The sequence below is a fragment of the Streptomyces sp. TRM70350 genome, from assembly GCF_019219825.1.
Taxonomy (GTDB): domain Bacteria; phylum Actinomycetota; class Actinomycetes; order Streptomycetales; family Streptomycetaceae; genus Streptomyces.
Window position 1 is genome coordinate 65,997 of the sequence record NZ_JAHUXH010000022.1, and the last position, 23,799, is coordinate 89,795.

Annotated in this window: 19 protein-coding genes; 16 read left to right on the forward strand and 3 right to left on the reverse strand. The window is 71.6% G+C overall.

Features of this window, described 5'->3' with window-relative positions; translation table 11 throughout:
* Window positions 1–202: 202 nt before the first annotated feature.
* The 4 genes from gatC to gatB are packed head-to-tail and all read left to right on the forward strand — an operon-like array spanning window position 203 to window position 3,767.
* Complete coding sequence (gene gatC / locus KWI83_RS27245) at window positions 203–499, forward strand: Asp-tRNA(Asn)/Glu-tRNA(Gln) amidotransferase subunit GatC (RefSeq protein ID WP_004925108.1); 297 nt, start codon at window positions 203–205, stop codon at window positions 497–499.
* A gap of 5 nt (window positions 500–504) precedes the next feature.
* Window positions 505–2,001, forward strand: coding sequence for an Asp-tRNA(Asn)/Glu-tRNA(Gln) amidotransferase subunit GatA (gatA, locus tag KWI83_RS27250; RefSeq protein ID WP_218517036.1), 1,497 nt, complete (start codon window positions 505–507; stop codon window positions 1,999–2,001).
* Complete coding sequence (locus KWI83_RS27255) at window positions 1,998–2,237, forward strand: hypothetical protein (RefSeq protein WP_196459077.1); 240 nt, start codon at window positions 1,998–2,000, stop codon at window positions 2,235–2,237. Before gatA ends, KWI83_RS27255 begins: the two co-directional genes overlap by 4 nt.
* A 15-nt stretch (window positions 2,238–2,252) precedes the next feature.
* The gene (gene gatB / locus KWI83_RS27260; protein ID WP_218517037.1) at window positions 2,253–3,767 is read left to right on the forward strand and encodes an Asp-tRNA(Asn)/Glu-tRNA(Gln) amidotransferase subunit GatB; all 1,515 of its coding nucleotides are present in this window, start codon (window positions 2,253–2,255) and stop codon (window positions 3,765–3,767) included.
* 48 nt (window positions 3,768–3,815) lie between these two features.
* Here the strand turns inward: gatB and KWI83_RS27265 are convergent, their stop codons facing one another.
* On the reverse strand, window positions 3,816–4,595 hold the full coding sequence (locus tag KWI83_RS27265) for a cyclopropane-fatty-acyl-phospholipid synthase family protein (RefSeq protein ID WP_218517038.1): 780 nt from the start codon (window positions 4,593–4,595) through the stop codon (window positions 3,816–3,818).
* Window positions 4,596–4,669: 74 nt separating this feature from the next.
* Between KWI83_RS27265 and KWI83_RS27270 the strand changes: the two genes are divergently transcribed.
* The 7 genes from KWI83_RS27270 (at window position 4,670) to KWI83_RS27300 (ending at window position 13,134) form a co-directional block, all read left to right on the forward strand.
* Window positions 4,670–4,939, forward strand: a complete 270-nt coding sequence (locus tag KWI83_RS27270; RefSeq protein ID WP_218517039.1) for a hypothetical protein — start codon at window positions 4,670–4,672, stop codon at window positions 4,937–4,939.
* A 193-nt stretch (window positions 4,940–5,132) separates the two neighbouring features.
* Window positions 5,133–7,391 carry an MMPL family transporter gene (locus KWI83_RS27275; protein ID WP_218517040.1) on the forward strand — a complete coding sequence of 753 codons (2,259 nt, stop codon included), beginning with the start codon at window positions 5,133–5,135 and terminating at the stop codon, window positions 7,389–7,391.
* Window positions 7,369–7,944, forward strand: a complete 576-nt coding sequence (locus KWI83_RS27280) for a GNAT family N-acetyltransferase (RefSeq protein WP_218517041.1) — start codon at window positions 7,369–7,371, stop codon at window positions 7,942–7,944. Before KWI83_RS27275 ends, KWI83_RS27280 begins: the two co-directional genes overlap by 23 nt.
* A gap of 35 nt (window positions 7,945–7,979) precedes the next feature.
* Window positions 7,980–8,546 carry a hypothetical protein gene (locus KWI83_RS27285; protein ID WP_218517042.1) on the forward strand — a complete coding sequence of 189 codons (567 nt, stop codon included), beginning with the start codon at window positions 7,980–7,982 and terminating at the stop codon, window positions 8,544–8,546.
* A gap of 1,036 nt (window positions 8,547–9,582) precedes the next feature.
* Entirely contained in the window at window positions 9,583–9,768 is a 186-nt protein-coding gene (locus tag KWI83_RS27290; RefSeq protein ID WP_218517043.1) for a hypothetical protein, read from the forward strand.
* An 80-nt stretch (window positions 9,769–9,848) separates the two neighbouring features.
* Window positions 9,849–12,890 (forward strand): helix-turn-helix transcriptional regulator, encoded by a 3,042-nt coding sequence (locus KWI83_RS27295; protein ID WP_218517044.1) that lies wholly within the window; start codon window positions 9,849–9,851, stop codon window positions 12,888–12,890.
* A 37-nt stretch (window positions 12,891–12,927) separates the two neighbouring features.
* On the forward strand, window positions 12,928–13,134 hold the full coding sequence (locus KWI83_RS27300) for a DUF6191 domain-containing protein (RefSeq protein ID WP_218517045.1): 207 nt from the start codon (window positions 12,928–12,930) through the stop codon (window positions 13,132–13,134).
* Window positions 13,135–13,180: 46 nt separating this feature from the next.
* On the opposite strand, the gene KWI83_RS27305 is transcribed toward KWI83_RS27300, so the two are convergent.
* Window positions 13,181–14,383 (reverse strand): sorbosone dehydrogenase family protein, encoded by a 1,203-nt coding sequence (locus KWI83_RS27305; protein WP_218517046.1) that lies wholly within the window; start codon window positions 14,381–14,383, stop codon window positions 13,181–13,183.
* A gap of 102 nt (window positions 14,384–14,485) precedes the next feature.
* Window positions 14,486–15,484: an aldo/keto reductase gene (locus KWI83_RS27310; protein ID WP_218517047.1), complete on the reverse strand. Its 999-nt coding sequence runs from the start codon at window positions 15,482–15,484 to the stop codon at window positions 14,486–14,488.
* A gap of 76 nt (window positions 15,485–15,560) precedes the next feature.
* On the opposite strand from KWI83_RS27310, the gene KWI83_RS27315 reads away from it, so the two are divergent.
* The 5 genes from KWI83_RS27315 to ilvC all read left to right on the forward strand — a co-directional run bounded on the left by KWI83_RS27315 (window position 15,561) and on the right by ilvC (window position 23,715).
* Entirely contained in the window at window positions 15,561–16,511 is a 951-nt protein-coding gene (locus tag KWI83_RS27315) for a 2-hydroxyacid dehydrogenase (RefSeq protein ID WP_218517048.1), read from the forward strand.
* A gap of 417 nt (window positions 16,512–16,928) precedes the next feature.
* Window positions 16,929–19,958: a bifunctional diguanylate cyclase/phosphodiesterase gene (locus tag KWI83_RS27320; protein ID WP_218517049.1), complete on the forward strand. Its 3,030-nt coding sequence runs from the start codon at window positions 16,929–16,931 to the stop codon at window positions 19,956–19,958.
* A 243-nt stretch (window positions 19,959–20,201) separates the two neighbouring features.
* Window positions 20,202–22,049, forward strand: a complete 1,848-nt coding sequence (locus tag KWI83_RS27325) for an acetolactate synthase large subunit (RefSeq protein WP_218517050.1) — start codon at window positions 20,202–20,204, stop codon at window positions 22,047–22,049.
* Window positions 22,050–22,071: 22 nt separating this feature from the next.
* On the forward strand, window positions 22,072–22,596 hold the full coding sequence (gene ilvN / locus KWI83_RS27330; RefSeq protein ID WP_166002432.1) for an acetolactate synthase small subunit: 525 nt from the start codon (window positions 22,072–22,074) through the stop codon (window positions 22,594–22,596).
* Between the two features lie 120 nt (window positions 22,597–22,716).
* On the forward strand, window positions 22,717–23,715 hold the full coding sequence (ilvC, locus tag KWI83_RS27335; protein ID WP_218517051.1) for a ketol-acid reductoisomerase: 999 nt from the start codon (window positions 22,717–22,719) through the stop codon (window positions 23,713–23,715).
* Window positions 23,716–23,799: the final 84 nt, after the last annotated feature.

Sequence of the window (23,799 nt, forward strand, 5' to 3'; positions counted from 1 at the left end):
TACTGTCGTCGGTCGTCTGCCGCGCCGCGGGGGCCGAGCGCGCCCACGCGGCGGAGCCGCATATCGAACACAGCCCCGCGCCCCTTACTCGGCACTGCTGCGCCGTCTCTCACCAGACCACCGTTATCCGTTTCACGGGCACAGGCTCCCGCCCCATAGGATTGGCCCCAAACCACACACACTCACCCCAGAGGATCGCTGCATGCCTGGCATCACGCGCGAGGAGGTCGCCCACCTCGCCCGGCTGGCGCGTCTGGAGCTGAAGCCCGAAGAGCTCGACCACTTCGCCGGCCAGCTGGACGACATCATCGGCGCGGTCGCCCGCGTCAGCGAGGTCGCCGACCAAGACGTACCGCCGACCTCGCACCCGCTCCCGCTGACGAACGTCATGCGCCCGGACGAGGTCCGCCCGTCGCTCACCCCCGAGCAGGCGCTGTCCGGCGCCCCGGCCCAGGAGCAGCAGCGTTTCAAGGTGCCGCAGATCCTGGGGGAGGAGTAATCCGCATGACGGACGCAATCATCAAGCTCACCGCCGCCGAGATCGCCGCGAGGATCGCCTCCGGCGAGCTCACGGCCGTCGAGGTCACCGAGGCCCACCTGGCCCGTATCGAGGCCGTCGACGAGAAGGTGCACGCCTTCCTGCACGTCGACCGCGAGGGCGCCCTCGCGCAGGCCCGAGCCGTCGACGAGAAGCGGGCCAAGGGGGAGAAGCTCGGCCCGCTGGCCGGTGTTCCCCTCGCGCTCAAGGACATCTTCACCACCGAGGGCATCCCCACCACCGTGGGCTCCAAGATCCTTCAGGGGTGGATTCCGCCGTACGACGCCACCCTCACCCGGAAGCTGAAGGACGCCGACGTCGTCATCCTCGGCAAGACCAACATGGACGAGTTCGCCATGGGGTCCTCGACCGAGAACAGCGCGTACGGGCCCACCGGCAACCCCTGGGACCTCACCCGCATCCCCGGCGGCTCCGGCGGCGGCTCCTCCGCCGCGCTCGCCTCGTACCAGGCCCCGCTCGCCATCGGCACCGACACCGGCGGGTCCATCCGCCAGCCGGCCGCCGTCACCGGCACGGTCGGCGTGAAGCCGACGTACGGGGCCGTCTCGCGCTACGGCATGGTGGCGTTCTCGTCCTCCCTCGACCAGGGCGGGCCCTGCGCCCGTACGGTCCTGGACGCGGCCCTCCTGCACGAGGTGATCGCCGGGCACGACCCGCTCGACTCCACCTCCATCGACGCCCCGGTCCCGCCGGTCGTCGAGGCCGCCCGCAACGGCAGCGTCGAGGGCATGCGCGTCGGCGTCGTCAAGCAGTTCCGCGGCGAGGGCTACCAGGCCGGCGTCATCCAGCGGTTCGACGAGTCGGTCCGGCTGCTCAAGGAGCTGGGCGCGGAGATCGTCGAGCTGGACTGCCCGTCCTTCGACCTGGCGCTGTCGGCGTACTACCTGATCGCCCCGAGCGAGTGCTCCAGCAACCTGGCCCGCTTCGACGGCCTGCGCTACGGCCTGCGTACCGGCGACGACGGCTCGCACTCCGCCGAGGAGGTCACGTCCCTGACCCGCGAGGCCGGCTTCGGCCCCGAGGTCAAGCGGCGCATCATGCTCGGCACGTACGCCCTGTCGAGCGGCTACTACGACGCGTACTACGGCAGCGCCCAGAAGGTCCGTACGCTGATCAAGCAGGACTTCGACAAGGCGTTCGAGCAGATCGACGTGATCGTCTCGCCGACCACGCCCACCACCGCCTTCCCGATCGGTGAGCGTGCCGACGACCCGATGGCGATGTACCTCGCCGACCTGTGCACCATCCCGACCAACCTGGCGGGCAACGCGGCCATGTCCCTGCCCTGCGGCCTGGCCCCGGAGGACAACCTGCCGGTCGGCCTGCAGATCATCGCCCCGGCGATGCAGGACGACCGCCTGTACAAGGTGGGCGCCGCCGTCGAGGCCGCCTTCGTGGAAAAGTGGGGGCACCCGCTCCTGGAGGAGGCTCCGTCGCTGTGAGTGCACTGACCAAGGCCAAGGGCTTCAAGAAGTCGAAGTCCGGTACGTACCTGTCCATGGCCGCCACCGCGTTCGGCGCGATCGGCGTCGCCAAGCAGATCAAGAAGGCCCGCGCCGAGAACGACACGCTGCGGCTCGTCGACGCCGTCGTCACCGCCGCCGGCGTCGTCACCGGCCTCGCCATGCTCTACCGCGAGCTGAAGCGGCTGGGCGACGACGACGTCCTGCTGGGCTGAGAGGGAAGTTTCACCGTGACCACCACGACCGACCTGGTGTCGTACGAGGACGCGCTGGCGTCGTACGACCCCGTCATGGGCCTTGAGGTCCATGTCGAACTCGGCACCAAGACCAAGATGTTCTGCGGCTGTTCGACCGCGCTCGGCGCCGAACCGAACACCCAGACCTGTCCCGTCTGCCTCGGCCTGCCCGGCGCGCTCCCGGTCGTCAACGCGACCGGCGTCGAGTCCGCGATCAAGATCGGGCTCGCGCTGAACTGCGAGATCGCCGAGTGGTGCCGCTTCGCCCGGAAGAACTACTTCTATCCGGACATGCCGAAGAACTTCCAGACCTCCCAGTACGACGAGCCGATCGCCTTCAACGGCTACCTCGACGTACAGCTGGAGGACGGCGAGACCTTCCGCGTGGAGATCGAGCGCGCCCACATGGAGGAGGACACCGGCAAGTCCACGCACGTGGGTGGCGCGACGGGCCGGATCCACGGCGCCTCGCACTCGCTGCTGGACTACAACCGCGCCGGCATCCCGCTGATCGAGATCGTCACCAAGCCGATCGTCGGCGCGGGCGAGCGCGCGCCCGAGGTGGCGAAGGCGTACGTCCGTGAGCTGCGCGAGCTCATCCGCGCGCTCGGCGTGTCCGAGGCCCGCATGGAGATGGGCCAGATGCGCTGCGACGTGAACCTGTCGCTGATGCCCAAGGGCGCCGACAAGTTCGGCACCCGCTCCGAGACCAAGAACGTCAACTCCCTGCGCTCGGTGGAGCGTGCGGTGCGCTTCGAGATCCAGCGGCACGCGGCCGTGCTCGGCGACGGCGGCACGGTGGTCCAGGAGACGCGCCACTTCCACGAGGACACGGGCACGACGACGTCCGGTCGTACGAAGGAGGAGGCCGAGGACTACCGGTACTTCCCGGAGCCGGACCTGGTGCCCGTGGCCCCGTCCCGCGAGTGGGTCGAGCAGATCCGCGCCTCGCTGCCGGAGCTGCCGCTGGTGCGCCGCAACCGGCTCCGCGAGGAGTGGGGCATCTCCGCCACGGACATGCAGGCGATCCTCAACGCCGGTGCGCTCGCCCCGATCGTCGCCACGATCGACGCCGGTGCCGACGCGGCCTCCGCCCGCAAGTGGTGGATGGGTGAGCTGGCGCGTACGGCCAACGAGACGGGCATGTCCCTGGAGTTGCTGCCCATCACGCCCGAGCAGGTCGCCCGGGTGACCACCCTGGTCGCCGAGGGCTCCCTCAACGACAAGCTGGCGCGTCAGGTCATCGACGGCGTCCTCAAGGGCGAAGGCACCCCGGACGAGGTCGTCGACAAGCGCGGTCTGAAGGTCGTCTCCGACGAGGGCGCGCTCACCGCCGCCGTGGACGAGGCCATCGCCGGCAACCCGGGCATCGCGGACAAGATCCGCGGGGGCAAGGTGGCCGCGGCCGGCGCCCTGGTCGGCGCGGTCATGAAGGCGACCCGGGGCCAGGCCGACGCGGCCCGCGTCAAGGAGCTGATCCTTCAGAGGCTGGGCGTCAGCGAGGGCTGAGCACGAGCAAGGGGGGTGCACCGGTCACGGTGCACCCCCCTTGGTGTGTCACACCGGGCGCTGCCCCACCAGCCGTACGAAGCCCAGCGCGCGGCCCTCGTCCGCCCGCAGCATCTCGCCGACCCGGCGGGACATCGTGCGATGGAACTCCTCCGGGCTCTCCTCGGCGACCACGTCGCACCACAGCAGCCAGTCCCGCCAGCCGTCGTCCAGCCAGTCGGCGGACTCGACGTGGACGGCGCCGCCGCGGGTCCAGTGGCGTCGCCACCAGTCGGCGGAGTGGAAGCACCAGAAGTCGGGCTCCCACCATGGTGCGAGGTGCTCGGGCGGCTCGGTGCCGTCCGGTTCCTCCCGCAGCGCCGGTACGACGACACCGATCCGCCCGCCGGGCTTCAACAGCCGCGTCAGGGTGGGCAGATAGAGGTCGTCGGTGCCGAAGTACTGATACGCGTCGATGGACACGATCGCGTCGAACGTGCCCTCGCCGAACGGCAGGTCGTGCGCCTCCGCGTGCACCGGCAGCACCCGGTCGGCGACGCCCGCCGCGGCGAGCCGTTCGGCGTTCTCGTCGGGCTTGATCCACAGATCGGCGGCGGTGACCTGGACGTCGTACTCCCTCGCGAGGAAGACCGACGTGAGCGCGCGGCCGCAGCCCAGGTCGAGCACGCGCGCGCGTGGGGGCAGGGAATCGAGGCCGAGTGCGGGGGCCAGCCACTCCAGCAGCCACAGCGGGTGCGGGCCCATCTGGTGGTCGACGACCCAGCGCGCGTCGTACTGGCTGCTGCGCGGGTAGCGGTCGTTGGTGAGTCGCTCGGTGAGATCGGACATGGGGACTGTGCTTAGCAGCCGGTGGACAGGGGCCGCATCCGAATTCCCGGCGGGAGGCGCTACGCTCGCGCGCCATGAGCGAACGCGCTGATCCTGCGCAGGAGGCGCGGCGGGCCCGCTGGACCGCCGCCGGGACCGGTGGGCTGCTGGCGTGCGCGGGGCTGGCCGCGTCCGTGCTGCGGGCCACGGACGCCGAACCGGTGCTCGTACCGGCCGCCTATGCCCTCGGCGCGGCCGTCTGCGCGTGTGCGGCGGTGCTCGGGTCGCGGGGGCGCACCCGGCGGGCGCTGTGGCTGCTGGTGGGCGGGGCCATGGTGATGGCGTTCGGAGACCAGTTCGACTGACGGTCGACAGAGTTCACCCAATTGTCCTGTGAGCCGCCTCCCACTCCTGTGAATAAACCCACGAAGCGACCAAACGATCATTTCTCCCTGTAAGAGTGGCTGTGCATTGCTCATGCGTTCTTTGCGGGCCGTTCAGAACACGGACGACTGTTCCCGGTCAAAGATCCACACGGCATATCCTGGGAGCACGTCCGTGGCAGCCCTCGCCCGCTGGTGTGTGCGGAACCGCCTGACCGCCGTTCTCCTGTGGCTCCTCGCCTTCGGCGGGGTGGCCGCTGCCGCCACCGCGACCGGCACGGCGTACTCGAACGACTACCAGGTCCCGGGCACCGAGTCGGGGCGGGCCGGGCAGCTGCTGAAGGAGGGCTTCCCGGACCTGGGCGGCGCCGCGGGCACGGTCGTCTGGCACACCGAGACCGGCTCGGTCCGCGCCGCCGACGTCGAACAGACGATGACCCGTACCCTGCACGCCATCGCCCAACTGCCCGGCGTCGCCACCGTGGCGAGCCCGTACGACGGTCAGGGCGCGGGCCGGATCAGCGAGGACGGCCGTACCGCCTACGCCACCGTCGCCTTCCGCGACCAGGCCCAGGACATCGACGAGTCCGAGGTGTGGGCCGTCGTAAACACCGCCAAGGACGCCGAGGCCGACGGGCTCCGGGTGGAGCTGGGCGGCACCGCCGCCGGCCTCACCGACCCGTCCGGCGGGCATCTGGCCGAGGTCGTCGGCGTGGTGGTCGCCGCGGTCGTGCTGTTCCTCGCCTTCGGCTCGCTCGCCGCCTCCCTGCTGCCCATCGCCACCGCCCTGGTCGGCGTCGGCACCGCGTACGCCGGGATCGTGCTGCTCGGGCACGTCATGACCGTCGCCGACTTCGCGCCGATGCTGGGCATGCTGATCGGGCTCGGCGTCGGCATCGACTACGCGCTGTTCATCGTCACCCGCCACCGGCGCGGCCTGAAACGCGGCCTGGGCGTCACCGAGGCGGCCACCACGGCCGTCGCCACCACGGGACGTGCGGTGGTGTTCGCGGGTGCCACCGTTTGCATCGCGCTGCTGGGAATGCTGATACTCCGGCTCGGCTTCCTCAACGGCGTGGCCGTCGCGGCCTCGTTGACGGTCGTGCTCACCGTCGCGGCCTCCGTGACCCTGCTGCCCGCCCTGCTGTCCTTCGTCGGCATGCGCGCGCTCAGCCGCCGCGAACGCCGCCGCCTTCAGGAGCACGGTCCCGAACCCGAGCTGCCCACGGGATTCGCCGCCCGCTGGTCCGCCTTCGTCGAACGGCACCCCAAGAAGCTCGGCGCGGTCGCGCTCGCCGTCATCACGCTGCTCGCCCTGCCCACCCTCTCGCTCCGCCTCGGCACCTCCGACCAGGGCAACAACCCCGAGTCGACGACCACCAGGAAGGCCTACGACCTCCTCGCCGACGGCTTCGGACCCGGCGTCAACGGCCCCCTCACCCTCGTCACCGAGATCCGCGGCGCCGAGGACCGGCTCGCCGTCGACAGCCTCGGCGGCAGCCTGCGCGCCACCGAGGGCGTCGCCGCCGTGACACCGGTGACGTTCGACTCCGGCGGCCACATCGCGTACCTCACCGTCGTACCCGAGTCGTCCCCGCAGTCGGCGAGCACCAGTGACCTCGTCGACCGGCTGCGCACCGAGGTCCTGCCGCGCGCCGAGGCCGGCACCTCCCTCGACGTGCACGTCGGCGGGGTCACGGCCGCCTACGACGACTTCGCCGAGGTGATCCTCGACAAGCTGCCGCTGTTCGTCGGCGTGGTCATCGGCCTCGGCTGTGTGCTGCTGCTGCTCGCCTTCCGGTCCGTCGGCATCCCGCTGAAGGCCGCCGCGATGAACGTCGCAGCCGTCGCCGCCTCGTTCGGGGTGGTCGTCGCGATCTTCCAGTGGGGCTGGGGCAGCGAAGTGCTCGGCCTCGGCCGCGCGGGCCCGATCGAGCCCTTCCTCCCCGTGATCATGGTGTCGGTGCTCTTCGGGCTCTCCATGGACTACCAGGTCTTCCTGGTCAGCCGGATGTACGAGGAGTGGCTGGAGACCGGCGACAACCGGCGGGCCGTCCGGGTCGGCCTCGCCGAGACCAGCCGGGTGATCAACTGCGCCGCGGTCATCATGATCTCGGTCTTCCTCGCCTTCGTGCTCAGCGGCGACCGCGTGATAGCCCTGTTCGGCATCGCGCTCGCCGCCGCCGTCGCCCTCGACGCCTTCGTGCTCCGCACGCTGCTGGTGCCCGCCCTCATGCACCTGCTCGGTGCCGCCAACTGGTGGCTGCCCCGCTGGCTCGACCGGTACCTGCCGCGGATCAGCGTCGAGCCGCCCGAATCCCGCGCCGAGCAGGAAAATCTCAACGACGCCCATGCCGCACGTGAGAAGCTCACGGACGTCGTGGACGTACGGGAGAAAGAGCGGCGTTCGGATGTACGCGATATCCCTGGGTGACGACGGAGCCCGGCTGCGGCCCCTGGAGCCCTGGCACGCCGAGGAGTTCCTCGCCCACCTCCACCGCGGGCGGGACTTCATCACCCGGCACATCCCGTTCGGGTCCAAGGCCACCGACCTCGACTCCGCCCGGGCCCTGCTCCAGTCGTACGCCGACAGGCGCGCAGCCGACAGCGGCTCCCTGCACGGCGTCTGGCTGGACGGCAAGCTCGTCGGGGGTGTCCTCTTCCGCGTCTTCGACGCCGCCACCGGCGTCTGCGAGATCGGCTGCTGGCTGGAACCGGCGGCCACCGGACGAGGCCTCATCACGCGCGCGTCGCGCATCCTGATCGACTGGGCGTTCGACGAGCGCGGTATGCACCGGGTGGAGTGGCACGCGGCGTCCGACAACACGGCCAGCATCAACGTGGCACGCCGGCTGGGCATGACCCGGGAGGGCGTGCTGCGTGAGAGCTATCCCTGGCGGGGCGTGCGGCAGGACTACGAGATCTGGGCCGTGCTCGCGCCGGAGTGGGCGCGGACACGCGCGCGTGGCGCTCACAACGATCATTAAGGAACCTCTCAGACTCCGTCCGTACGGTGCGGGGCATGGCAACCAAGACTGTGGACGAGACCCCCGCCGAGACCGGCGCCGAGACCGGGGCGAAGACCGACGAGGACCGGGTCGAGGCGGCGGCGGACCCCACCGCCACGGAAGCCGACACCGGCACCGAGGACGGCGACGAGCAGCCCGAAGCGGCGCAGGCCGCACAGAGCGGCCCCACCGGGGTCGGCCAGGGCGCCGGCGCCGTCGTCGCCGTCGCGCTCGGCATCGTCTCGCTCACCGGCAGCTGGGTCGGCACCGTGGCCTCCGCGCGCGAGTCGCTGATCGGCCAGCTGCAGACCTCGCAGTCCTCCAGCGTCGCCACGATGGTCAAGGAGGGCTACGGCGACGCCTGGGCCGCCAACGCCCTGTGGGCCGGCGTGTTCGCGCTGGCCGCGCTGATCGTCGGCGTCGTGGTCCTGGCCCGCCCCGCGTTCGGCGCGCCCGGAAATCCGCAGGCGCCGTGGATCAAGTCGGTCGCCTGGGCCGGTGTCTCCCTCGGCGTGATCGGCCTGTTCCTGGCCGTCCTGAAGTACACCGGCGTCCTCCTGGGCCTGCCCGCCACCGGCTGAGCCGACGCGGACCACGAGGGGTCCCTGGACGTCCTGCGGTGCTGACGGACGTGCGGGGACCCATCGCTTGCGCGTCGGCGTGCAGCTCAGGAAGCGAGCACCGTGCGGCCCTCGGCGATGATGGCCGCCGGTTTCCTCGACCTCCTGCGGGGCGAGGGACGTCAGCGGCGGCCGGACCGGTCCGGCGTCGTGGCCCTCCAAGGTGACCGGGGCCCTCACCAGCGCCACCGCGTGGCCCGGAACCCGCTGGCGCAGCCGGACCAGGGGGTGGAAGAAGGCGCGCTGCAGGTACGCCCGCTGGCTCGCCTCGGCCGCGGACCGCCTGGCCAGGCCGAGGGCGCCGCCGACCCCGGCGTACACCGGGACGCGTCCCCCACCGCGTCGACGGCGGTCCGCACGACCGCGGTGAACTCATCCAGGTCCGGGGCATGGAACCCGCCGTGCCCCAGGCGACGAACACTCCGCCCGGGCCGGCGTCGAGGTCGACGTCACGCGTCCGGAGTCCGGCGTGCGGCGCGCGGTCGGCTCCCGGGACGTCCCGCAAGTTCTCCGGCGGGCAGCGTCAGCGCATCGGCATCGCCCGCGCACCGGCCCTGGACACCTCCCGCGCCACCCACGACCGGGAGATCCGGCTCAAGGGAGACATCCCCTCGCCCTGCTCTCCCGCACGGTCGGCATCGGCCCGGTGCCGGGGGCGTAGGCCGGGGCTTAGGAGATGTCCCGGTGAACCGGTGACCGTACTAAGGGGTCCTTGCACTATGCCCGCCCGGGGCGCGTGGTCTGGCACCGCACCTCGCCGCGTTGCCGAAACGCCCAGGTGGCTCCGCTACCAGGGCGCTCCGGCGCCTTGCGATGCACGGCACCAGACCACGCGACCTGATCGGACGCTCATAGTGCAAGGACCCCTAAGTGCCTTCTAAGGCCCCGCGCCTGCCGAAGATACGGAACTCTCCCGATGTGGCGAACCCTCCTCGGAAACGAAGGTGGAGGCATCGCAATGAGCGATACCGCCTACCGACCTCTCCCAGGAGAAGAGATGTACGAGTACGAGCTCCAGCAGATCCGTTCCGCCGAGCTGATCCGCCGGGCCGAGCACGAGCGGCTGGTCCGCGAAGCCATACGCAGCGGCCGCGCCGCCCGCCGGGAAGCAGCCGAACGCGCCGCCGCGAACGAGGCGCATACCCGCCGTCCACGACGGCACCGGTCCCCACGCACCGCGTGAGCGCGGCCGGGCCAAGGGACGGCGCGCGGGACGGACGCCACCGCGGGAAAACCGGTGCCGCGTTGTCAGACCCGCGTGCGATGCTCGGACTTGTGGAGACCAGGTCCGTCAGTCCCGTCTTCGTCGGCCGCGCCGAGGAGTTGGACACGCTGAACGACGCGCTCGCCCGCGCTGCCGCGGGCGAGCCGCAGGCGTTGCTCCTGGGCGGTGAGGCGGGCGTGGGAAAGACCCGGCTCGTCGAGGAGTTCAGCACCGCGGCGGCTCGCAAGGGCGCCGTCGTCGGGCTCGGCGGCTGTGTCGAGATCGGCGCCGACGGACTGCCCTTCGCCCCGTTCTCCACCGCACTGCGCGCCCTGCGCCGTGAACTGCCGGACGAACTGGCCGCCGCGGCCGCCGGGCAGGAGGCAGAACTGGCCCGGCTGCTCCCGGAGTTGGGCGACGCGGGCGCCCGCCGCCATGACGAGGAGGGCATGGCCCGCCTCTTCGAGCTGACCGCCCGCATGCTGGAGCGCGTCGCCGCCGACCGCACGGTCGTCGTCGCCCTGGAGGACCTGCACTGGGCCGACGCCTCCACCCGCCACCTCCTCGCCTACCTGTTCCGCACCCTGCGCACCGGCCGCCTGGTCGTCCTCGCCACCTACCGCTCCGACGACATCCACCGCCGCCACCCGCTGCGCCCGCTGCTCGCCGAACTCGACCGGCTCCGCACGGTCCGGCGCATCGAACTCCCCCGCTTCAACCGCGAGGAAGTGGCCCGCCAGATCGCCGGCATCCACGCCGCCGAACCCGACCCCACCCAGGTCGAGGCGATCTTCCAACGCTCCGACGGCAACGCCTTCTTCGTCGAGGAACTCGCCGTCGCGGCCCACGAGGGCTCCTGCACCGGCCTCACCGACTCCCTGCGCGACCTGCTCCTCGTCCGCGTCGAGGGCCTGCCCGAGAGCGCCCAGCGGGTCGCCCGGATCGTCGCCGAGGGCGGCTCCACCGTCGAGTACCGGCTGCTCGCCGCCGTCGCCGGGCTCGCCGAGGACGACCTCATCGAGGCGCTGCGCGCGGCCGTGAACGCCAACATCCTGCTCGCCGCCCCCACCGGCGACGGCTACCGCTTCCGGCACTCCCTGGTCCGCGAGGCCGTCGCCGACGACCTGCTGCCCGGCGAGCGCTCCCGTCTCAACCGCCGTTACGCCGAGGCCTTGGAGGCCGACCCGGGCCTCGTCCCCGCCGACCAGCGCGTGACCCGCCTGGCCAGCTACTGGTACCACGCCAACGACGCCGCCAAGGCCCTGCCCGCCGTCCTGGCCGCCTCGGTCGCCGCCCGCCGCCGCGACGCCTACTCCGAGCAACTGCGGCTGCTGGAACGCGCGATGGAGCTCTGGGACGCCGCCCCCGACGACGTACGCGCCGGGCTGCGCCCCGTCGACTACACCGCGTCGTACCCGCCTTGCGGCTGCGACCCGGCGACGACCCCGCTGCGCTACCTCGACCTGATGGCCGAGGCCGCCGTCGCCGGCCGCTTCTGCGGCGAACGCGAACGCGCCATGAAGATCATCCGGCGCGCGCTGAGCATCCTGGAGGACGAGAACGACCCGCTGCGCGCCGCCTGGTTCTGGACCCAGCGCTCCCGGCTGGTCCAGGCCCTCGCCCGGGGCGACGGCCGGCAGGAACTGGCCACCGCGCAGGAGCTGCTGCGCGGCCTGCCGCCCTCCGACGTGCACGCCGAGGTCCTCACCACCGTCGCCAACTGGTCGATGCTGCACCAGCCCGGCCCCGAGGCCCTCGCCGCCGCCGAACGAGCCGTGGAGTACGCGCGCATGGTCGGCACCCGCGAGATCGAACTGAACGCCCGCCTCACCCTCGGCGGCCTCACCGTCGACGCGGGCGACGCCGGGGCGGGGTTCGCCGAGATGTACGAGGTCAAGGAGCGGGCCCTGCAGGAGGGCTTCGCCTACGTCGCCGGACGCGCGTATGTGAACCTGCCCGCCGAACTCGAAGCCACCGGCCGCTCCCGGGAGGCCGCCCCGATCCTTGAGGAAGGCACCGCCTTCGCCCGGAAGATGGGCCTGCTCGACACCGAGGCCTGGGTGTGGGCCAACCTCTCCGAGTCGCTGTACAGCCTCGGCCGCTGGCAGGAGGCCGAACAGGCCGCGGCCAACGTGCTCCGGCGCGGCCAGAGCGCCAAGCCCCAGGGCTCCGGCGCCGTGCGCCTGGCCCATCTCGCCCTGAGCCGGGGCGATGTGGCCGAGGCGAGACGCCGCCTGGACGCCGCCCGCGCCGCGTTCGGCTCGCACGATCCCATGCCCCAGCAGTGGCTGCCGATGGCGACCCTCGCCGTCGGCATCGCCGCCGCGGAGGGCCGCATCCTCGACGCCCGCGCCGAACTCCACGCCGCCCTGGACGCCGGCGCCCCACCCGGCACCGAGCAGTACGGCTGGCCGCTGCTGCTGGCCGCCGCCACCGCCGAGGCCGACGCCCGCACCCTGCCCGCCGCCGAACAGGGCCGCGCCGAGGCTCTCGACCGCATCCTCACCGCCGTCAAGTCCCTCACCACGAAGGTCCCCATCTGGCTCGCCCACGAGCAGTGGGTCCGCGCCGAACTGCACCGCGCCGAGGGCCGCGACACCCCCGACACCTGGACCCCGGTCGTCACCGCCTTCGAGCAACTTCAGCGCCCCTACGACCTCGCCCGCGTCCGCCACCGCCTCGCCGAGGCCCTGCTCGCCACCGGCGCCACGGAGCACCGCGAGCGCGTCACAGAGCTGCTGCGCCTCGCCCACGCCGTCGCCGACCACCTCGGCGCCCGCCCCCTCGCCGATGCCGTCACCGTCCTCGCCCAGCGTGCCCGCCTCGCCCTGGCCCCGGCCCCCGCCCCGAAGCCCGTCGCCGACCCCGCCCAGGCCCTGGGCCTCACCACCCGCGAACGCGACGTCCTGCGCCTGGTCGCGGGCGGCCGCACCAACCGCCAGATCGCCGAGGAACTCTTCATCTCCCCGAAGACGGCCAGCGTCCACGTCTCCAACATCCTCGGCAAGCTCGGCGTCTCGGGGCGCGGCGAGGCGGCGGCGCTGGCGCATCGGCTGGGCCTGTTCCCGTCCGAAACCCTCAGCGCTCCAAAGGCAGGGTGAGGCTTACGCTGTAAAACAACCGGCCGAGGGAGGCCCCGTGTTCAACGTCTTCGAGGAACTGTTCGCACCCGGCCGCAAACACACCCGTGACGAACAGAACCGCCTGGAACTGACCCGCGAGGACGTCGGCGACGGCGACCCGGGCCGCGGCCCCATAGACCTCGCGTCCGGCAAGGTGGTGGTACGGCCACCCGAGCCGACCGGCGAAGAGGCCGGGCACGGCGAACGGCCGCACGCGCCATAATGACGGCAGCCCATGATGGAGGAGCCGTGTTGGCTCTGCCCGAGGCCTAGCTCACCTCCAGCTCCAGAATCCGGTCGTCCCCCTCATCCGGGGAACCCCGGCCGTCCGTCTCGCTCGTCACCAGCCACAGCTTGTCGCCGTCGGCCGCGAGGACCGTGCGCAGGCGGCCGTACTCGCCCTCCAGGAAGGCCTGGGGGTCGGCGGAGACCTCTGTGCCGTCCAGGGGGATGCGCCACAGGCGTTCGCCGCGCAGGCCCGCCATCCAGATGGAGCCCTCGGCGTAGGCGATACCGCTGGGGGAGGCCTCGTCGGTGCTCCACTGGGCTATCGGGTTGCGGTACGCGGAGTCGTCGGACCTGCCCTCCACCTCCGGCCAGCCGTAGTTGCCGCCCGGCTCGATCGCGTTCAGCTCGTCCCAGGTGTTCTGGCCGAACTCCGCGGCGAACAGGCGCTGTTTGCTGTCCCAGGCGAGGCCCTGCACATTGCGGTGGCCGTACGAGTACACCGTCGAGCCGGGGAACGGGTTGCCCGGGGCGGGCTCGCCGTCCGGGGTCATGCGCAGGATCTTGCCGCCGAGCGACTCCCTGTCCTGGGACAGACCCTCCTCGCCGGTCTCGCCCGTGCCCGCGTACAGCATCCCGTCCGGGCCGAAGGCGATCCGGCCGCCGTTGTGGATGAAGCCCTTGGGGATGCCCCGGAAGACCGTGTCGGGGGCGCCGAGCTGTTCGCCGGAGGGCTTCTGCTCGTCGTAGCGCATGCGGACGATGCGGTTGTCCGAGGCCGAGGTGAAGTACGCGTAGATCATGTGGTCCGAGGCGTAGTCCGGGGAGAGCGCGAGGCCCATCAGCCCGCCCTCGCCCGCCGGTGACACCCCGGGCACCTCGCCCAGCTCCGTATGCCTGCCCGTCTCCGTGTCGACGCGCGTGATCGTGCCCTCGTCGCGGGAGGAGACCAGCAGGTCGCCGTCGGGCAGCGCGGCCAGGCCCCAGGGGCTGTCGAGGCCCTCGGTGACCGTGCGCACGACCTCGACCGAGCCCTTGGCGGGCGGGGGCTCCTCGGCTGCCGCTCCGGAGGGCGACGACTGCGCCGTCGCACGACTCGATGTCGCCGTCCCGCCCCCCGGGGGGCTTGCCTCGCCGTCGGAGGAGCAGCCGGCCGTGAGCAGGAGGGTGGCCGCGGCCAGAACGGCCGTCACAGCTCGACGTTGCACGATCATGGTCCCTTCGACGCCGCGAGTTCTACTTGTCATACACCGCTCGCGCCCCACGGGTTCCCGATCACCGGAATCCCGAACCGAGGACGGACCCGACGAACCACGAAGCCCCAGGTCAGCCGCCTGTGAGAGAGACCCTCAATCCCAGGACCCCTGCGCCCCCGGCAACCCCGACACCTCCGCCAGATCCTCCGCCGTCAGGCGCACCCCCACCGCCCCGGCGTTCTCCGTCACCCACCGTTCCCGCTTGGCCCCCGGCACCGGCACCACGTTCCGCCCCTGGGCCAGCACCCACGCCAGGGCCACCTGGGCAGGCGTGACGTCCTCGCCGTGGCGGGCGGCGACGCGGCGCAGACCGGCCACTATCGGCTGGTTCGCGGCCATCATCTCGGCCGTGAAGCGCGGGTGGCGGGCCCGCATGTCGTCCGGCTCGAAGCCCTCGCCCGGCGTGAGTGTGCCGGTCAGGAAGCCGTTGCCGAGCGGCATCGCGGCCAGGAAGCCGATGCCGCGGGCCGCGCACCACGGCAGCAGCGCGTCCAGCGCCTCCGGCGACCACACCGACAACTCCGCCTCGACCGCGCTCACCGGAAAGACCTGCTGCACCCGCTGCAACTGCCGGATCGTCGCGTCGTGCAGCCGCGTCCCGGACCGGCGTCCGCCCCGCGCACCCACCGCGCACAACCCCAGCGCCCGCACCTTCCCGGCCCGCACGAGCTCCGCCATCGCGCCCCAGGTCTCCTCGACGGGGACCTCGGGGTCCGCGCGGTGGAGCTGGTAGAGGTCGATCACATCGGTCTGCAGCCGCCGCAGCGAGGCGTCGCAGGCCCGCTTCACATAGCCGGGGCGGCCGTTGGCCACGATGTGCTGCTCGCCCACCAGCAGTCCCACCTTGGTCGACACGAAGGCGTCGGAGCGCCGCTCCTTCAGCACCCGTCCCACCAGCAGCTCGTTGGTGAACGGGCCGTACATGTCGGCCGTGTCCAGCAGCGTCGAGCCCAGATCGAGCGCCCGGTGCACGGCCCTCAGCGATTCGTCGCCCCGCTGCCGCGACGTGCTGTACGCCCAGCTCATCGGCATGCACCCGAGTCCGACGGCCCCCACCGCGAGTGCCGCCGCGCCGATCGTCCTGCGCTCCACCTGCCCGTAACCCTCCCTCTCCAGGCCCTCCAACCTAACCCCCGCACCACACCGCACCTCACATAGCCTCATGACCATGACTGCTGACGTGTGGCTGCCCATCCCGCCGGAGGACATCGAGGGACTTCCGGACGGGCCGGAGTACCGCTTCTGGGACGGTGGAGAAACGTTCCCCGCGGACCCGGCCGACTGCTCCTTCTACGTCGTCCCCTACATGAAGCCGTCCGAGGTCGGTGTACGGCCGATGGCCCGGATGACCTCCGTGCAGGTCGTGCAGACGCTCTCCGCCGGAATCGATCATGTCGAACCGGGGCTGGGGCACCTTCCCCCGGGGGTGCGCCTGTGCAACGCGCGCGGGGTGCACGAGGCGAGCACGGCGGAGCTCACCCTCGCCCTGATCCTCGCCTCGCTGCGCGGGATCCCGGACTTCGTCCGGGCGCAGGACAAGGGCGAGTGGCTCGGCGGTTTCCGGCCGGCGCTCGCCGACAAGAACGTGCTCATCGTCGGGTACGGCTCGATCGGCGCGGCCATCGAGGACCGGCTCGCGCCCTTTGAGCTCGCGCGGGTGGCGCGCGTCGCGCGCTCAGAGCGCACCACGGCGCGCGGCCCCGTGCAACCGCTCACCGAACTGCCGGCCCTGCTCCCCGAGGCGGATGTCGTGATCCTTTCCACGCCGCTGACCGGAACCACCCGGGGGCTGGTGAACGACGAGTTCCTGGGCCGGATGAAGGACGGCGCGCTGCTGGTCAACGTCGCCCGCGGCCCCGTCGTGGACACCAAGGCGCTGCTCGCGGAGCTGGAGAGCGGCCGGATCACCGCGGCCCTCGACGTCACCGATCCGGAACCGCTGCCGCCGTCCCATCCCTTGTGGCAGGCGCCAGGTGTGCTGATCAGCCCCCATGTCGGCGGCCCCACGTCCGCGTTCCTGCCGCGCGCCAAGCGGCTGCTCGTGGACCAGTTGCATCGCTTCGTGAACCGGGAGCCGCTGCGCAACGTGATCCTTACGACGGGCGCGAGGGGTGCGTAGAACCGTCGGCGTGGCCGACGTCTGACCCGGTTCGGGCACCCTCCGCAACCGTCCGGACGCGGTCCGTGCCGCGTTCTCACTGGTGGTCACGGAGCGTAGAGAAGCTATGTCCCTGAGTGACGAGACTGGTGTATCGTCCCGACAGGGGCTGCGCCGCGTACCGTTCGGCGCCGGGGATGGAGATTTCAGACTGCGAGGGGGGCGACGGGCGATGCACGGCCTATGGACGAACGATCCGACGAGGCGGGGCCGCCGACGGCGGCCCTGGCGCACGGCCACGCGACGACGGGGCCACCACGCCAGTCACGGCGGGCACCACACCCATCCACACCGCAGGCACAGCAGCCGCAGGAAGCAGGCCCACTGCGCGCCCCGGGACCCTCGGGACCCGGGAGCGGTACGCACCGGGAGGGCCCGGTGAACGCGCCCTCGCCGACCACGACCCCCCTCGACCAGGCGCTGCGGCCGCAGCCCGCGCCGGGCGCCCTGCTGCCCCGGCCACCGGCGCCCCGCGGCGGGTCGAGCATGTACCGGCAACTGGTCCTGGCCCTGCTGTGCGCGGGCTACGCCGTCGGCTCCGCGGTCGGCTGGGGCTCGGACCGTCTCGCCCTGATCATGGGGGACTTCGGGCTGAGCGCCGCGGCCGGCGCGGCCGCCCTGTCGTGCTTCGTGTACGCGCACAGCCGCCGCGTCCGGTTCCGCTCCGCCTGGCTGCTGTTCGCCCTCTCCTCGACGATGGCCGCCCTGGGCAACGGCGTCTGGGGGTGGTACGAGGTCGTCCTGGGACAGCCCGTGCCCAGCCCCAGCTACGCAGACCTGTTCTTCCTGTGCTTCGCGCCGCCCGCCATCGTGGGCCTGCTGGTCCTCGCCAAGCGGCCGGTGACGAAGGCGGGCTGGGTCTGCCTCGCCCTGGACGCCTGGCTGATCGGCGGCTCCCTGGTCACCCTGTCGTGGAGCCTCGCGCTCGCCCAGGCGGCCAAGGGCGGCGGCGCCGGCGTCGCGCACACCGCGCTGTCGCTGGCGTACCCGCTGCTCGACATCGCCCTGGTCAGCATGGTGCTCGCGCTGCACTTCCGGCGCTCGGGCGCGAACCGCTCCGCGGTGAACACCGCGATCGGCGCGCTCGCCCTGACCGTGATGTGCGACGCCCTGTTCACCTCACCGCTGATGCACGACACCTACCACTCGGGGCAGCTGCTGGACGCGGGCTGGTTCGCCGGCTCGCTGCTGCTGGCGTACGCCCCCTGGGCCGCCCAGCGCCCCGGACAGCCCGCCGACGAGCCGCACACGCGCGTGGTGCACGAGCACGTGCCCGGGCAGCGCGGCAGCAGCCACCCGCACCCGCCCGCACAGCAGGGCGAGCGCAGCCGGTATCCCGCCACCCGGCCGCTCACCGGCTCGCTGGCCGCTCTCACGCCGTACCTCGCGGCCGCCGTCTGCACGCTGGGGATCCTCTACAACGTGCTCAACGGCCGCAGCGTCGACCGCGTGGTGCTGCTCACCGGCGGCACGGTCGTGCTCGCGCTGGTGGTGCGCCAGGGGATCATGCTGCTCGACAACATCACCCTCACCCAGGAACTGGCGCAGAAGGAGAACCACTTCCGCTCCCTGGTGCAGGGCTCCAGCGACGTCATCATGATCGCCGCGCCCAACGGCATCCTCCGGTACGTCTCCCCGGCCGCCGCCGGGGTCTACGGACGCCCCGCGGAGGAGCTGGTGGGGACCGAACTGGCCGAACTCATCCACCCGGAGGACCTGGGCCGCGTGGTGCACGAGGTGCGCCGCTTCCTCGCCGCCAGCCCCCTGGAGGAAGCCACCACGCGCATCGAGTGCCGTTTCCGGTCCGGCGAGGGCGGCTGGCTGAACGTCGAGTCGACCATCAACCGGCACCACGGCGGCCTGATCTTCAACAGCCGGGACGTGACCGAAAGAGTGCGCCTGCAGGCGCAGTTGCAGCACAACGCCGAGCACGACCCGCTCACCGACCTGCCCAACCGCGCGCTGTTCACCAAGCGCGTCCAGCAGGCCCTGTCCGGCCGCCGCAGCACCGACCGCGGTGCCGCCCTGCGGGGCACGGCCGTGCTCTTCATCGACCTGGACGGCTTCAAGGCCGTCAACGACACGATCGGGCACCAGGCCGGGGACGAACTGCTCGTCCAGGCCGCGCGCAGACTCCAGGAGGCGGTCCGCCAGGGCGACACCGCGTCCCGGCTCGGCGGCGACGAGTTCGCGGCCCTCATCGTCGGCGACGGCGCCCGGGACCGGGCCGCCCGCGAACGCAACATCCTGGAGCTCGCCGACCGCCTCAGGGCGACGCTGTCGCAGCCGTACCTCATCGACGGCAACGATGTCCGGGTCGCCGCGTCCATCGGCGTCGCCTTCGCCGAACCGGGCCTCGGCGCGGGCGAGTTGCTGCGCAACGCCGACCTCGCGATGTACCGGGCGAAGTCGGCCGGCAAGGGCCGGGTCGAGCTGTACAAGCCACAGATGCAGCAGGACGTCGTCCGCAAGGCGGAGCTGGCCACCCGGCTGCGGGCCGCGCTGCACGACGGCGAGTTCACCCTGCTGCACCAGCCGGTGGTGTGCCTTGAGGGCGGCCGGATCACATCGGTCACCGCGCAGGCGCGCTGGCGGTCGTCCCAGGGGGTGCTGTTCACGCCAGCGGAGTTCCTGCGCGTCGCCGAGGACAGCGACAAGACGGCCGAGCTGGACCGCTGGATGCTGGCCGAGGCCGTGGAACAGGCCGCCGAACGCGCCGCGACCGGACACGCCGTACCGGTCGCCGTGCGGATGGCCGCCCGCCGGCTGCTGGACCGGTCGATGCCCCTCGGCTCCGTCGAGGCGCTGCTGACCCGGCACGGGCTGCCGTCCGGGGCACTGATCATCGAGCTGTCCGACATCGATGCCAAGATCCCCCTGGACGACCTGGAGCGTCGCCTGGGCTCCCTCAAGCGGCTCGGTGTGCGTATCGCGCTCGACGGCTTCGGCAGCGGCTGCCCGGCCATCACGGCGCTCAGGCGACTCCCGCTGGACGTGCTGAAGCTCGACCGGGGCCTCGTCGAGGGCGTCGTCGAGTCCGCGCGGCTGCACAAGATCACCAGCGGGCTGCTGCGCATCGCCGGCGATCTCGGCCTGCAGTCCGTGGCGGACGGCGTGGATCTGCCCGAGCAGGTCGTCGCCCTGCGCGCGATGGGCTGTACGCACGGGCAGGGCATGGCCTTCTCCGGGCCCCTGGACGAGTACCGGCTGCGCCGGGTGCTCAGTTCCGGCCAATATCCGGTGCCACACGGACCGGCCGAGCCCGCCTTCGCGGGCGGCGGCGCGGGCACGTACTCCGGAGGGGCGACCACCGTCTTCAGAGGCGGCACGCAGGTCGCCACACCGGTGGGCACCCCCCTCGCCACCCCTCTGCGCTCACATAATGAGACTCCCGTCCCACCCACTTGACAGTGGGTGCGCGCCGGGGGGAGGGTCTGTGCCATGCGCACCCGAATTCTCGTACTTGGACAGCGCGTCGGCTGAGCTGGGACCCACCGGAGGACGATCCGGCAACCCCAGCGACCACACCGGCGCGCTCCCCTCGCTTGCCTTACGGCACGAGGGGTTTTTTGTTGCACAGGCACCTGCCGTACAGCAGTCGTACACCGCACAAACCTCGCAAAAACCCTCAGCATCGAGAAGAGAATGCCGATGACCGAGCAGGCCACCGGGGCCCATCACCCGCAGCCGCGGCCCCGATCCGGAGGACAGCAGTCCGCCCCCGAGCACGTCACGGGTGCGCAGTCCCTCATCCGCTCTCTCGAGGAGGTCGGCGCCGACACGGTATTCGGCATTCCCGGCGGCGCGATCCTTCCGGCGTACGACCCGCTGATGGACTCCGGCAAGGTCCGCCACGTCCTGGTGCGGCACGAGCAGGGCGCCGGCCACGCGGCCACCGGCTACGCGCAGGCCACCGGCAAGGTCGGCGTCTGCATGGCGACCTCCGGCCCCGGTGCCACCAACCTGGTCACGCCGATCGCCGACGCGCACATGGACTCCGTGCCGCTGGTCGCGATCACCGGCCAGGTCGCCTCCAAGGCGATCGGCACGGACGCCTTCCAGGAGGCGGACATCGTCGGCATCACCATGCCGATCACCAAGCACAACTTCCTGGTCACCAAGGCCGAGGACATCCCCCGGGTGATCGCGCAGGCGTTCCACATCGCCGCCACCGGCCGCCCCGGCCCGGTCCTGGTCGACATCGCCAAGGACGCCCTCCAGGCGAGGACCACGTTCTCCTGGCCGCCCACCATGGACCTGCCCGGCTACCGCCCGGTGACCAAACCGCACGCCAAGCAGATCCGCGAGGCCGCCAAGCTGATCACCTCCGCCAAGCGGCCGGTGCTGTACGTCGGCGGCGGAGTGATCAAGGCCAAGGCCACCGCCGAGCTGAAGGTCCTCGCCGAACTCACCGGAGCGCCCGTCACCACCACCCTGATGGCGCTCGGCGCGTTCCCCGACAGCCACCCGCTGCACGTGGGCATGCCCGGCATGCACGGCGCGGTCGCCGCCGTCACGGCCCTGCAGAAGGCCGATCTGATCGTCGCCCTCGGCGCCCGCTTCGACGACCGCGTCACCGGCAAGCTGGACAGCTTCGCCCCGTACGCCAGGATCGTGCACGCCGACATCGACCCGGCCGAGATCGGCAAGAACCGCGCCGCCGACGTGCCGATCGTCGGGGACGCCCGCGAGGTCATCGCCGATCTGATCCAGGCCGTGCAGAAGGAGCACAGCGAGGGCCACCGGGGCGACTACGAGGCCTGGTGGAAGGACCTCAACCGCTGGCGCGACACCTACCCGCTGGGCTACGACCAGCCCGAGGACGGTTCGCTCTCCCCGCAGCAGGTCATCGAGCGCATCGGCCGGCTGGCCCCCGAGGGCACGATCTTCGCGGCCGGCGTCGGCCAGCACCAGATGTGGGCCGCGCACTTCATCGAGTACGACAAGCCCGCCACCTGGCTCAACTCCGGCGGCGCCGGGACGATGGGGTACGCCGTCCCCGCCGCGATGGGCGCCAAGGCCGGTGTGCCCGAGCGCACCGTCTGGGCGATCGACGGCGACGGCTGCTTCCAGATGACCAACCAGGAGCTCACCACCTGCGCCCTGAACAACATCCCGATCAAGGTCGCCGTCATCAACAACGGCGCCCTCGGGATGGTCCGCCAGTGGCAGACCCTCTTCTACAACCAGCGGTACTCCAACACCGTGCTGCACTCCGGCCCCGACGACATCAACCCGCAGGCCCGCGGCACCCGCGTCCCCGACTTCGTGAAGCTGTCGGAGGCCATGGGCTGCTACGCCATCCGCTGCGAGGACCCGGCCGACCTCGACAAGGTCATCGAGGAGGCGAACTCGATCAACGACCGCCCGGTCGTGATCGACTTCATCGTCCACGAGGACGCGATGGTGTGGCCGATGGTCGCCGCCGGCACCTCCAACGACGAGATCATGGCCGCCCGGGACGTCCGCCCCGACTTCGGCGACAACGAAGACGACTGAGCGAGAGAGACGTAAAAAGACCATGTCCAAGCACACGCTCTCCGTCCTGGTGGAGAACACGCCGGGCATCCTGGCCCGGATCGCCGCCCTGTTCTCCCGCCGCGGCTTCAACATCGACTCGCTCGCGGTCGGCGTCACCGAGCACCCCGACATCTCCCGCATCACCATCGTGGTGAACGTCGAGGACCTGCCGCTGGAGCAGGTGACCAAGCAGCTCAACAAGCTGGTCAACGTGCTGAAGATCGTCGAGCTGGAGCCGTCGCAGGCCGTGCAGCGCGAACTCGTTCTGGTGAAGGTGCGCGCCGACAACGAGACGCGCTCCCAGATCGTCGAGATCGTCCAGCTGTTCCGCGCCAAGACCGTCGACGTCTCCCCGGAGGCCGTCACCATCGAGGCCACCGGCAGCAGCGACAAGCTGTCCGCCATGCTCAAGATGCTGGAGCCGTACGGCATCAAGGAACTGGTCCAGTCCGGCACGATCGCGATCGGACGCGGTGCGCGTTCGATCACGGACCGCTCGCTGCGCGCGCTGGACCGATCGGCGTAACGATGTGAAACGGGCGGTCCGTGCGACACGGGCCGCCCGGATGGCGAGACCCCGAACCTTCCCTTCCCCCCGCCGTCATACGGTGGGACGCAACAACTGCACTCCAAGGAGAGACCCAAAGTGGCCGAGCTGTTCTACGACGCCGACGCCGACCTGTCCATCATCCAGGGCCGCAAGGTCGCGGTCATCGGTTACGGCAGCCAGGGCCACGCCCACGCCCTGTCGCTGCGTGACTCGGGTGTCGACGTCCGCGTCGGTCTGCACGAGGGCTCCAAGTCCAAGGCCAAGGCCGAGGAGCAGGGCCTGCGCGTGGTCACCCCGGCGGAGGCAGCCGCCGAGGCCGACGTCATCATGATCCTCGTCCCGGACCCGATCCAGGCCCAGGTCTACGAGGAGCACATCGCCCCGAACCTGAAGGACGGCGACGCGCTGTTCTTCGGCCACGGCTTCAACATCCGCTTCGGCTTCATCAAGCCCCCGGCGGGTGTCGACGTCTGCATGGTCGCCCCCAAGGGACCGGGCCACCTGGTGCGCCGTCAGTACGAGGAGGGCCGCGGCGTTCCCTGCATCGCCGCCGTCGAGCAGGACGCCACGGGCAACGCCTTCGCGCTGGCCCTGTCGTACGCCAAGGGCATCGGCGGCACCCGCGCCGGTGTCATCAAGACGACGTTCACCGAGGAGACCGAGACCGACCTGTTCGGTGAGCAGGCCGTCCTCTGCGGTGGTACGGCCGCCCTGGTCAAGGCCGGTTTCGAGACGCTGACCGAGGCCGGGTACCAGCCGGAGATCGCGTACTTCGAGTGCCTGCACGAGCTGAAGCTGATCGTGGACCTCATGTACGAGGGCGGCCTGGAGAAGATGCGCTGGTCGATCTCCGAGACCGCCGAGTGGGGCGACTACGTCACCGGCCCGCGGATCATCACCGACGCCACCAAGGCCGAGATGAAGAAGGTCCTCGCCGAGATCCAGGACGGCTCCTTCGCGCGGAACTGGATGGACGAGTACCACGGCGGTCTGAAGAAGTACAACGAGTACAAGCAGCAGGACTCCGAGCACCTGCTGGAGACCACGGGCAAGGAGCTGCGCAAGCTGATGTCCTGGGTCAACGAGGAGGCGTAGGCCTCGGCCGACGGGGCCGGACGCACTGCTCCGGCCCCGTTGTCCAACCCGTCCAGCCACGGACGGGTGATCCTTCCGCAGAGG